We start from the raw sequence: 11,356 nt of genomic DNA on the forward strand, positions 1-11,356 counted from the left end.
GTGCGAGTCGCCGCAGACGACGGTGGTGCCGGGCTGGGTCAGGCCCAGCTGCGGGCCCACGACGTGCACGACGCCCTGCTCGACGTCGCCCAGCGGGTGCAGGCGCACGCCGAAGTCGGCGGCGTTCTTGCGCAGCGTCTCCAGCTGAACCCGGGAGACCGGGTCGGCGATCGGCTTGTCGATGTCGAGGGTCGGGGTGTTGTGGTCCTCGGTGGCGATGGTGAGGTCCAGGCGCCGCACGGGGCGGCCGCTCTTGCGGAGGCCGTCGAAGGCCTGCGGGCTGGTCACCTCGTGCAGCAGGTGCAGATCGATGAAGAGAAGGTCGGGCTCGCCCTCCGCGCGCCGGACGACATGGTCGTCCCAGACTTTCTCCGCGAGTGTCCTACCCATCGCTGTTCCCTCCGACCGACGACGATCCGCCGGCCCAACTAGAGATCTTGAGGAGGCGGTGCCCGTACCCCTGATCCCGGGCACACACCGCCAGGCCCTTACGTCACGGGCCGTTGTGACTTCGTGATTCCAGGGTGGCGCGTTCCACGGAAAATTGAACTTGCGTTTCACAGAGTGAGACGCGAGTATCGTTTCATGGACAACAGTAGCGGCGTCGGCGTTCTGGACAAGGCGGCCCTCGTCTTGAGCGCTCTGGAGTCCGGTCCGGCCACCCTCGCGGGTCTGGTCGGCGCCACCGGACTGGCACGACCCACGGCCCACCGCCTGGCCGTGGCCCTGGAACACCACCGCATGGTGGCGCGCGACATGCAGGGCCGTTTCATTCTCGGCCCTCGCCTGGCAGAGCTTGCCGCGGCCGCGGGTGAGGACCGTCTCCTCGCCACCGCCGGCCCGGTGCTCACGCATCTTCGTGACATCACGGGCGAGAGCGCGCAGCTCTATCGCCGCCAGGGCGACATGCGCATCTGCGTCGCCGCGGCGGAGCGTCTGTCCGGACTGCGGGACACCGTCCCGGTCGGTTCGACGCTCACGATGAAGGCCGGCTCCTCGGCGCAGATCCTGATGGCCTGGGAGGAGCCGGAGCGGCTGCACCGCGGTCTGCAGGGCGCGCGCTTCACGGCGACGGCGCTGTCGGGTGTGCGGCGGCGGGGCTGGGCGCAGTCGATCGGTGAGCGGGAGCCGGGTGTCGCGTCCGTGTCCGCGCCGGTGCGGGGGCCCTCGAACCGGGTGGTGGCCGCCGTGTCGGTGTCCGGGCCGATCGAGCGTCTGTCGCGTCACCCGGGCCGTATGCACGCGCAGGCCGTGATCGATGCGGCGGGGCGCCTCTCCGAGGCCCTGCGGCGCACCGGCTGAACCGGCTGATCGCCCTTGGGGAGAGCAGGCCTCAACGCCGCGGCAGGCTTTCCCCGAGTGCGCGCCGCAGTAGGTGCGGTTCCGCTGTCGAGCGCCGGCCCGCCGTGGCTGGTCGCGCAGTTCCCCGTGCCCCTGGGTTGGACGCGAAAAGACCCCCCACCGAAGTGGAGGGCCTTTCTCGTACGTACCCCCGACCGGATTCGAACCGGCGCTACCGCCTTGAGAGGGCGGCGTGCTAGGCCGCTACACAACGGGGGCCTGGACACTGCGTTTCCGCAGGTCCGAGCTGGTCTACCTGGACTCGAACCAAGACTAACTGAACCAGAATCAGTCGTGCTGCCAATTACACCATAGACCAATGTGGTTTAGACCAGTCAGTACCCCCGACCGGATTCGAACCGGCGCTACCGCCTTGAGAGGGCGGCGTGCTAGGCCGCTACACAACGGGGGCCCTAGCAGTCCCGAGATGATCGTCGATCGCTCGGAACCAGTACCCCCGACCGGATTCGAACCGGCGCTACTGCCTTGAGAGGGCAGCGTGCTAGGCCGCTACACAACGGGGGCGATGCAGATGAGCTCTGCGAGCTGGCCTACCTGGACTCGAACCAAGACTAACTGAACCAGAATCAGTCGTGCTGCCAATTACACCATAGGCCACTGGAACGCAAGCCCCGGGGGGTCTGTGTCCTAGCTGTGCGCCTGGGGTTCCGGCCTTCCGGCCCGCTTCCCGCGGCGCAGGAAGAACATTACCTGAAGGTGGACGGGGCTCCAAAACGAGTATCCGAGCCGAGCAGGGACGGCAGTTCGCCGAGGGAGGCGATGCGGTGCGGCCCGACGGGCGGGTCGATCGTGGCGTACAGGCCGCCGCGGTCGATCCACACCGACAGCAGTCCGGCGTCGGCGGCACCCCGCCCGTCGATCTCCGGGTGGTCGCCGACGTAGGCGACCTGGTGCGGCGGCAGTCCGAGGAATTCGCAGGCCGCGAGGAACGCCCCGGCCTCCGGCTTGGAGATGCCGAGCTCGGCCGCGCACAGAATGGTCTCGAAGCGGTCGTGGACGCCGAGGGCGCGCAGCTTGCGGTCCTGGACGGGGAGGCTGGAGTTGGAGAGCACGGCGTGCCGGTGGCTGGCGGACAGCGCATCGAGGACGGGCAGGACGTCCGGGAAGAGGGCCCAGACCGCCTCGTAGTGGGTGACGTACCGCTGGAACCATGCGTCGGCCTCGGCGTCGGTGAGGTCCCGGTCGAGGAACACCCGTACGCGATCGCGCCGCTGGTCCTCGAAGGTGGCCTCGCCGGCCGAGAAGCGGGCCCACTGCAGGTGAGTGATCTCCCGCCAGTGGTCGAGGGCCTGCTCGACGCTGCCGAAGCGGTCGAGCAGGTCCTCGGCCGTGAGGTGGGCGCGCATACCGAGGCGGTCGGCGGTGGTGTAGTCGAAGAGGGTGTCGTCGACGTCCCAGACCACGGCTTGGATGCTCATGCTCCGACCGTACCCACCGCGGTGTGCTCTCAGCCCGGGGTCATGGTGCCCGGGAGCATGAGGTCCGGGCCCCGGAGTGGAACTGCCGGTCAGCGTGCGGACGATCTCGCTGGAGGCGTTGGTGAGGGTCAGGGGCCAGCTGGAGGGCTTGTTCAGCTGCCAGGCCGGCGCCCGGGGGAAGGGCCTGATCACGGACGGTGAGTCGACCTGGAGTCTGCGCGAGGGGCGAGGTGGGGACGCCACTGGGGACGATCGACACCTCGCCGTACGTGCCGTTGACGTAGGCGACGGGGCCGCCGGAGCGGTCGACGGCCCAGCGGCCGTTACTGCCGCTGATGTTCTGGTCCGTGGTGGGCAGTTCGACCCGAGTGCGGGTGAAGGCCGTGCCGGTGGGGAAGTCGGTGAGCAGCAGTTCGTGGGTGGTGCGGTTCTCGCGGAGCAGGAAGCCGTCGGCGAGGCGGGCCGGGCCGAGGTCGGCCAGTACCGTGATCTTGCGGGCGGCGGACCGGTCGTAGACGCCCGCCGAGCTGCCGCAGGACCAGTACAGCCAGGTCTTGACGGCCTGGATGTCGGTGGGGGTGCGCAGGGGGCTCCGGTGGCGATGGTGGTGGTCGTGCCGGTCTTGAGGTTGCGGCCGGTGACCGAGCCCTGCGTGGTGCCAGGGGCCCACAGCGTCTGACCCCACACCGCGGCGGCGGCGCGGTCGCGGGTGAGGGTGGTCTCGTCGGCGGTCGCGGCTCGGGGGAAGTCGACGCCCCGTTGCTCGCCGGAGCCGCCGTTGTAGAGCACGTAGCGGCCGGAGCCCGCGCCGATGCGGCCGGCCGCGTCACCGTCCGTCGGCCCGGTGAGGACCGTGGTGGTGTCGAGGCCGGCGCTGACCACGGACTCCTCGCCGGTCTCGCTGGTCCACAGATGGCTGACCCGGCCGTCGCCGAGGGCCGCCTCCAGCCGGCGGATCATGCTGTCTCCCCCTGTACCAGGGCACACACGCGCACCGGGCATCCAACGTCCCCACCGGAGACGGGAGTTGGCCGCAAGGATGAACCCCGGGTGACGGCCGGGCGGACATGGCGAGGGCGGCGCCCGAACCGGACGCCGCCCTCGCTCAGTGGTGCTTCGCGTTACGCGGCCAGCTTCGCCACCGCCGCGTCGATCCGGGCCAGGGTGGTCTCCTTGCCCAGGACCTCCAGGGACTCGAAGAGGGGCAGGCCGACCGTGCGGCCGGTGACGGCGACGCGGACGGGGGCCTGGGCCTTGCCGAGCTTGAGGCCGTGGGCCTCGCCGGCGGCCAGGACGGCCTCCTTGAGCGACTCGGCGGAGGTCCAGTCGGCGGCCTCCAGCTTCTCGCGAGCGGTGCGCAGCAGGGCGTCCGAGCCCTCCTTCATCGCCTTCGTCCAGCTGGCCTCGTCCTCGGCCGGCTCCGGCAGGAACAGGAAGTCGACGTTGTCGGTGATCTCGGAGAGCACCTTGAGGCGGGTCTGCGCGTGCGGCGCGATGGCCTGCCACTTCGCCTCGTCGAAGGCCTCCGGCGCCCAGGGGGCGAACGGCGCCTGGAGCCAGGGGCGGCAGCGCTCGGTGAAGTCCTTCACGTCCAGCAGACGGATGTGGTCGCCGTTGATGGCCTCGCACTTCTTCAGGTCGAAGCGGGCCGGGTTGGGCTGCACGTCGGAGATCTCGAACGCCGCGATCATCTCGTCGGTACCGAAGACGTCCTGGTCGGCCGAGAGGGACCAGCCGAGCAGGGAGAGGTAGTTGAGCAGGCCCTCGGGGAGGAAGCCACGCTCCCGGTAGAGGTTGAGGGAGGACTGCGGGTCGCGCTTGGAGAGCTTCTTGTTGCCCTCGCCCATCACGTACGGCAGGTGGCCGAAGGAAGGGATCTCCTTGGCGACGCCCAGCTCGATCAGCGCCTTGTACAGGGCGATCTGGCGGGGGGTGGAGGAGAGCAGGTCCTCGCCGCGCAGGATGTGGGTGATCTCCATCAGGGCGTCGTCGACCGGGTTGACCAGCGTGTACAGCGGGGCGCCGTTGGCGCGGACGAGCCCAAAGTCCGGGACGTTCTCCGGGGTGAAGGTCAACTCGCCGCGGACCAGGTCGGTGAAGGTGATCGTCTCGTCGGGCATCCGGAAGCGGACGATCGGCTCGCGGCCCTGGGCCTGGTACTCCTCGACCTGGGCGGCGGTCAGCTCACGGCAGTGGCCGTCGTAGCCGGAGGGCTTGCCGGCGGCGCGGGCGGCCTCGCGGCGGGTGTCCAGCTCGTCCTGGGAGCAGTAGCAGCGGTAGGCGTACCCGCCGTCGAGCAGCTTCTGCGCGACCTCCTTGTAGAGGTCCATGCGCTGCGACTGGCGGTACGGCGCGTGCGGGCCGCCGACCTCGGGGCCCTCGTCCCAGTCGAAGCCCAGCCAGCGCATCGAGTCGAGCAGCTGGGTGTACGACTCCTCGGAGTCGCGGGCGGCGTCGGTGTCCTCGATGCGGAAGACCAGGGTGCCCTGGTGGTGCTTGGCGAACGCCCAGTTGAACAGGGCGGTGCGGACCAGGCCCACGTGGGGGTTACCGGTGGGCGACGGACAGAAACGGACGCGTACGGGAGTGCCGGATGCGCTAGCCACGCTTGACAACCTTGTTGGTGAGAGTGCCGATGCCTTCGATGGTGACGGCGACCTCGTCGCCGACGTTCAGGGGGCCGACCCCAGCCGGGGTGCCCGTGAGGATCACGTCGCCGGGGAGCAGCGTCATGGCCTCGGAGATGTTGACGATCAGGTCCTCGACGGAGTGGATCATCTCGCTGGTGCGGCCCAGCTGACGCTGCTGGCCGTTGACCGTGAGCTGGATGGTGAGGTCGCTCGCGTCCAGGTCCGTCTCCACCCAGGGGCCGAGCGGGCAGGAGCTGTCGAAGCCCTTGGCCCGGGCCCACTGCTTCTCGCGCCGCTGCACGTCGCGGGCGGTGATGTCGTTGGCGCAGGTGTAGCCGAAGATCACGTCCTTGACGCGCTCGCGCGGGACCTCGCGGCACATCCGGCCGATCACCACGGCCAGCTCGGCCTCGTGGTGGACCTCCTCGGAGAAGGAGGGGTACTGGATCTCGTCGCCGGGGCCGATCACCGAGGTGGACGGCTTGAAGAAGGCGAAGGGGACGTCGGGCACCTCGTGGCCCAGCTCGCGGGCGTGCTCGCCGTAGTTGCGGCCGAAGGCCACGACCTTGTTGGGGAGCACCGGCGGCAGCAGCCTGACCTTGCTCACCGGCACCTTGGTACCGGAGAGCTCGAAGTCCGCGAACGGGATGCCCTTGATGATGTCCAGGACGAGTTCGTCCTGCTTGTCGCCCTCGATGGCGCCGAAGGCGACGTTCCCGTCGATGGAGAACCTGGCGATGCGCACGGGATGCTTGGCCCCTTGACTGAGCGGCTGGAGTCTGACGGTCCAGGCTAACGCGGGGAGGTGTTCCCGCCCCGCGCATTATGAAGGGGCGCCCCGTCGCGGGGGGCGCCCCTGGAAAATCCGTGGCCTGCCGCCGTGAGCATCCGATGGCCGGCACGCGTACTTGCTGGTGTCACTCCGCGGCCGCGGCGGCCGCGACGGGGATCTCCATGAGGATGGTGCGCTTGGGGTTTGCGGTCTGGGCCGGCAGGTCGACGGGGTGCTCCGGCTGCTCCGGCGTCTGCAGTTCGTCGGCGTCTTCCAGGTGTGCCAGCGTCGTGCGTCGCGGGTTGGCGATCTTGTGGAACATCGTCGTCGTCTTCACTGTTTACGTGACCCTGTCCTGTGACGGGCGCCGGGCGGGGTGTGAACCCCCGTACGAGCGCGGGTTGTCGGTTATGCCATCGCTGTAAAGCGTCAGGCTAAACATCCAATTCCCCGGCTCGGTCGCGCGGGGGCCATGATCGGCATGTGAGTTTCCTCACGAATCAGAGGGCAAATCGGTCAATCCGGACTCACGCCTCACCCCAACGAAACGGACATTGGCTTACCGAAGCCATCATTCCGCTCCTGATCATGGCGACTGGGACACCCGGCACAGCTCGTCGACTCGCGGTATTACGCCCGAAATGGGCGAACTCGCCTTCTACGACCGGTGATCCGGCACTCACGTGGCGTCACCTACATCACGGCTCGGCCTACGGGCCTTGTTGGAGATCCTGTGCTGTGCTGGAATCTCACGGACCGCCGCAGGATCGAGCCGGCGCACAGGGGGCGCACAGACGCGCCGAGCGGCGGTGAGAAGGGGGAGCCAGCGCCGGTCACTCACGACCACCACGGGGGGCCTTTTTCAGGGCGTCCCCAGAACGCCGACACCGTGCCCCGCCGTTCAGGCGACGGGGTGCCTGGTCCAGAGGTTGCGACGCTAGTGCAGGGACGTTTCAAGAGGGATGGCAGCGCTTCGGCGGAGCCGGAGCCGCACGGCGGGACTGGCCCCATGAATGGCGGCTCCTCGCCCCAGCACGCCCAGAACCAGGGCCCTGCCGGTGACGGCGATGAGCGCTCCGGGCCGACCGCTTCCGGTTCCGCGAGCCCGTCCAAGGGTCTGAAGCCGCCGACGGGCCCGGTGGGCCCCGGTCCGCGAATAGCCCTGCGGAACTGGCGCATCTCCACCCGCCTGGTGTCGCTGCTCGCGCTCCCGGTGGTGGCCGCCACGTCGCTGGGCGCGCTGCGCATCAACGACTCCATGGACAACATCCAGCAGCTGGACAACATGAAGCTGCTGACGGATCTGACCAAGCAGGCCACCGAGCTGTCGGCCGCGCTCCAGGAGGAGCGCGACCAGTCGGCCGGCCCGCTCGCGCACGGCGGCAAGGCGACCGACTTCACGGTCAAGGGCCTTCGCGAGAAGACCGACCGGGCTATGAAGAACTTCCTCGACAGTTCCGAGGAGATCGACACCAGCAGCAAGGACGGCAATCTCAAGGGCGTCCGCGAGTACCTCGTCCAGCTCGCGGGTGAGCTGGGCGACCTGGAGCAGATCCGCAAGGGCGCCTACGCCTCCGAGGACAACTCCACGCAGACGATCGAGGCGTACCACCGTCTGATCGAGAACCTGGTCGACCTCTCCCAGGACATGGCCGAGGCGACCAGCAACCCGGACATGATCCAGCGCACGCGTGCGCTCGCGGCGTTCTCCTCCGCCAAGGAGTACTCCTCGATCCAGCGCGCGGCCCTGGCGGCGGCCCTGCCCGCGAGCAACACCACGACCGGCAAGCTCTCGCCGAACGACCGGCTCTACGCCGAGTCCGCCCTGGAGAGCCAGAACTCCGAGCTTCGCAGCTTCAAGAGCATCTACGGCGAGGACTCCGCCGCCGAGCTGCTCAAGCCGATCGAGGACGGCGGCAACTCGACGATCAAGGCGACCGACACCTACGCGGGTCGCGCCCTGGTCTCCGCGAGCGGTCTCGCCCAGCAGGACAAGCGGTCCTACCGCGACTGGCTGGACGACAGCTCCACCAAGATCCAGCAGATGAAGAACATCGAGCACACGCTGCTCGAGGAGATGGAGCAGAAGGCCCGCGAGCTGCGCAGCGCCACCGAGCGCGACGCGATCATCTCCGGTGCCCTGATCCTCATCGTGCTCGGTGTGTCGCTGGTCGGCGCCTTCGTCGTGGCGCGGTCCATGATCCGCTCGCTGCGCCGCCTGGAGGACACCGCGACCAGGGTCGCCTCCGACCGCCTGCCCGAGCTGGTCAAGCAGCTGTCCGAGTCCGACCCGCAGGACGTCGACACGTCCGTGGAGTCGGTCGGTGTGCACTCCCGGGACGAGATCGGCCGAGTGGCCGCGGCCTTCGACGACGTGCACCGCGAGGCGGTCCGCCTCGCCGCCGAGCAGGCCCTGCTGCGGGGCAACGTCAACGCGATGTTCACCAACCTCTCGCGCCGCTCCCAGGGCCTCATCCAGCGTCAGCTCTCGCTCATCTCCGAACTGGAGTCCCGCGAGGCCGACCCGGACCAGCTGTCCTCGCTGTTCAAGCTCGACCACCTCGCGACGCGCATGCGCCGTAACGGTGAGAACCTCCTCGTCCTCGCGGGTGAGGAGCCCGGCCGCCGCTGGACGCGTCCGGTCCCGCTGGTCGACGTGCTCCGCGCCGCCGCGTCCGAGGTGGAGCAGTACGAGCGCATCGAGCTGGCCTCGGTGCCGACCACCGAAGTGGCCGGCCGCGTGGTCAACGACCTCGTGCACCTGCTCGCCGAGTTGCTGGAGAACGCGACCTCGTTCTCCTCGCCGCAGACCAAGGTCAAGGTCACCGGTCACGCGCTGCCCGACGGCCGTGTGCTGATCGAGATCCACGACACCGGTATCGGCCTGTCGCCGGAGGACCTGGCGGCGATCAACGAGCGCCTCGCCTCTCCCCCGACGGTGGACGTCTCCGTCTCCCGCCGCATGGGTCTGTTCGTGGTCGGCCGGCTGTCCCAGCGGCACGGCATCCGCATCCAGCTGCGCCCGTCCGACTCCGGTGGTACGACCGCGCTGGTCATGCTGCCCGTCGACGTCGCCCAGGGCGGCCGCAAGCCCCAGCCCAAGCAGCCCGGTCAGCCGCCGGTCGGTGGCGGCGGTCCCGCCGCCGCGCAGGCCGCAGCCGGTGCGGCCGCGGCCCGGCGTGCCGCCGGTGCCGGACAGGGCGCCGGTGCCCTCGGGGCCGGTGCGTCCGGCGGTGGCCGCCTCGGTCCCGGTCAGGGCCCGCGGGCCGCGCTGCCCGGGCGCGACGCGGACGGTGGCCGTCCGGGAGCGCCGGGCGGTGCGCGCGGACCGCAGGGTCCCGGCCCGTCGCCGTTCGAGCAGGGTGGTCCCTCGCAGGGCCGTCCGGCTCCGGGCGGTGCCGGTGGGTTCGGTCAGCAAGCTCCGGGCGCCCCGCAGGGTCTGCAGGCCGTGGGCACCAACGGGCCGCAGGGCCAGGACGCCTTCGGCGGTGGCCGGAGCCGGAAGAAGCAGAGCGGCAACGCCGAGCAAGGCAAGGGCCGCAGGCCGCAGCTGCCGCCGCGCGGTGGTCCGCGGGCCGAGCTGCCCGGTGGCGACGCCCAGCCCCGCGTGCCGAGCTGGAGCGACGAGAACGCGCAGCCCCCGGTGCCGCGCGCCTCGCTGGACGCCCCGCGCGGCCACGAGGAGCCGGACGTCTCGCGCACCTCGTCCCTCCCGCGCGTCGACGACCGCCAGGGTCCGGGCGCGACGACCGAGATGCCGGCCGTGCAGCGCGACAACGACCGGCAGGGCCTCGGCTCGCCGGCCGACTTCGGCGCCGCTCAGCAGGCGGACCCGTTCGGCCCCGGGGCGAACACTGCGCAGGGCCAGGGCCAGTTCGTCCGCCCGGACGTCTTCGGCGCCCCGGGCGGCCGCCCCGACCCGTCCTCCACGTCGGGTCAGTACCCGGCACCGCGCTCGGCGACGTCCAGGCTGTGCCGCAGCCGCAGGCGTCCCGCACGGCCGGGCGGCGTACGGCGGGCGCCGGTCACCGGGGCGTCTCCGTGGCGGGGACGTCTTCGGCCCCGTGGGCGTCGAGGAGCCGCGCGGAAAGCATGGAGAGCTGGCTGCGGGGCAGGGTGAGCAGAGCCCGCCAGCCGCGTTCCAGCGAAGTGTCGAGTTCGCGCGGTTCGTCGCTTCGCTGGTCGGTGAAGTCCCGCAGGAACGCCTGGTCGAAGTCCAGGTAGCGGCGGTCGGTGGGGCTGAGCGCCGCCTGGCCGACCAGGTCCGCGAGATCACGGACCTGCCGGGCCCGCGCCAGGGCGGCCAGCAGCTGGGCCGCGACGTCCAGGTGGTCGTCGCGGGTACGGCCCGGGCCGGCGCCCTTGCGCATCAGCCGCGAAAGGGAGGACAGGGCGTCCAGCGGCGGGTACACGCCCCGCGCATGGGTCTCCGGCGAGAGCACGATCTGGCCCTCGGTGATGTAGCCGGTCAGGTCGGGGACGGGATGGGTGATGTCACCCGCGGGCATGGTGAGCACCGGCAGCACGGTGACCGAGCCGGGACGGCCACGGATGCGTCCGCAGCGTTCGTAGAGGGATGCCAGGTCGCTGTAGAGGTAGCCGGGGTAGGCACGGCGCGCGGGTATCTCCCCGCGGGCGGCGGAGACCTCGCGCAGGGCCTCGGCGTACGTGGTCATGTCGGTCATCACCACCAGGACGTGCCGTCCCTCGTCGAAGGCGAGGTGCTCGGCGACGGTGAGAGCGATGCGAGGGGTGAGGATCCGTTCGATCACCGGGTCGTCGGCGGTGTTCAGCAGCAGGACCAGTTCCCCGGCCGCGGACCGTTCCTCCAGGACGTCGCGTACGAAGGAGGCGTCGGCGTGGGTCAGCCCCATGCCCGCGAAGACGACGCTGAACGCCTCTCCGCCGACGGTGGCCTGCGCGGCGATCTGGGCGGCCAGTTCGAGATGCGGTAGCCCGGCCACCGAGAACACCGGCAGTTTCTGGCCCCGTACCAGCGTGGTCAGGGCATCGACGACCCCGACGCCGGTGAGCACCGGCTCGGACGGCGGCTCGCGCCGCACCGGGTTGATGGGGGCGCCGCCCACCTCGGCGTCGTGGGAGCCGAGGACGGGCGGGCCGCCGTCCAGGGGCTCGCCCCGGCCGTTGCACACCCGGCCGAGCCACTCCGTGCC

Annotated in this window: 9 protein-coding genes and 5 tRNA genes; 2 read left to right on the forward strand and 12 right to left on the reverse strand. The window is 70.6% G+C overall.

The annotated features are described in order from the left end of the window. Positions 1–390, reverse strand: a 390-nt coding sequence (locus ABZ281_RS18545) for an aconitase family protein (RefSeq protein ID WP_356656748.1), incomplete at its 3' end; no start/stop codon positions are given. Between the two features lie 195 nt (positions 391–585). Between ABZ281_RS18545 and ndgR the strand changes: the two genes are divergently transcribed. Next, on the forward strand, positions 586–1,302 hold the full coding sequence (ndgR, locus tag ABZ281_RS18550; protein ID WP_102910828.1) for an IclR family transcriptional regulator NdgR: 717 nt from the start codon (positions 586–588) through the stop codon (positions 1,300–1,302). 185 nt (positions 1,303–1,487) lie between these two features. Here ndgR and ABZ281_RS18555 read toward each other — a convergent pair. From ABZ281_RS18555 to ABZ281_RS18600, 10 genes are all read right to left on the reverse strand, one after another. After that, a tRNA-Glu gene (locus ABZ281_RS18555) sits at positions 1,488–1,560 on the reverse strand. Between the two features lie 28 nt (positions 1,561–1,588). Continuing rightward, positions 1,589–1,660 (reverse strand) — tRNA-Gln (locus tag ABZ281_RS18560). Positions 1,661–1,680: 20 nt separating this feature from the next. Next, positions 1,681–1,753, reverse strand: a tRNA-Glu gene (locus tag ABZ281_RS18565). A gap of 40 nt (positions 1,754–1,793) precedes the next feature. After that, positions 1,794–1,866: transfer RNA gene (locus ABZ281_RS18570), tRNA-Glu, on the reverse strand. 21 nt (positions 1,867–1,887) lie between these two features. Further along, positions 1,888–1,959, reverse strand: a tRNA-Gln gene (locus ABZ281_RS18575). An 89-nt stretch (positions 1,960–2,048) separates the two neighbouring features. Then, positions 2,049–2,780 (reverse strand): HAD family hydrolase, encoded by a 732-nt coding sequence (locus ABZ281_RS18580; RefSeq protein WP_356656751.1) that lies wholly within the window; start codon positions 2,778–2,780, stop codon positions 2,049–2,051. 40 nt (positions 2,781–2,820) lie between these two features. Beyond that, positions 2,821–3,450: a hypothetical protein gene (locus ABZ281_RS18585; protein WP_356656753.1), complete on the reverse strand. Its 630-nt coding sequence runs from the start codon at positions 3,448–3,450 to the stop codon at positions 2,821–2,823. A 451-nt stretch (positions 3,451–3,901) separates the two neighbouring features. Next, a complete protein-coding gene (gltX, locus tag ABZ281_RS18590; protein ID WP_356656755.1) occupies positions 3,902–5,386 on the reverse strand; it encodes a glutamate--tRNA ligase in 1,485 nt (494 codons plus the stop codon). Then, positions 5,379–6,155: a fumarylacetoacetate hydrolase family protein gene (locus tag ABZ281_RS18595; RefSeq protein WP_142159145.1), complete on the reverse strand. Its 777-nt coding sequence runs from the start codon at positions 6,153–6,155 to the stop codon at positions 5,379–5,381. The genes gltX and ABZ281_RS18595 overlap by 8 nt, the downstream gene beginning before the upstream one ends. Positions 6,156–6,327: 172 nt before the next feature. Further along, entirely contained in the window at positions 6,328–6,519 is a 192-nt protein-coding gene (locus tag ABZ281_RS18600; protein WP_184854233.1) for a hypothetical protein, read from the reverse strand. Positions 6,520–7,122: 603 nt separating this feature from the next. Between ABZ281_RS18600 and ABZ281_RS18605 the strand changes: the two genes are divergently transcribed. Then, on the forward strand, positions 7,123–10,302 hold the full coding sequence (locus ABZ281_RS18605; RefSeq protein ID WP_356656758.1) for a nitrate- and nitrite sensing domain-containing protein: 3,180 nt from the start codon (positions 7,123–7,125) through the stop codon (positions 10,300–10,302). On the opposite strand, the gene ABZ281_RS18610 is transcribed toward ABZ281_RS18605, so the two are convergent. Next, positions 10,208–11,356 (reverse strand): V-type ATP synthase subunit B (locus ABZ281_RS18610; protein WP_356656760.1); only part of this gene is annotated, 1,149 nt, incomplete at its 5' end. The two genes, ABZ281_RS18605 and ABZ281_RS18610, sit on opposite strands and share 95 nt — an antisense overlap.

The organism is Streptomyces sp. NPDC006265, assembly GCF_040613555.1.
GTDB lineage: Bacteria > Actinomycetota > Actinomycetes > Streptomycetales > Streptomycetaceae > Streptomyces.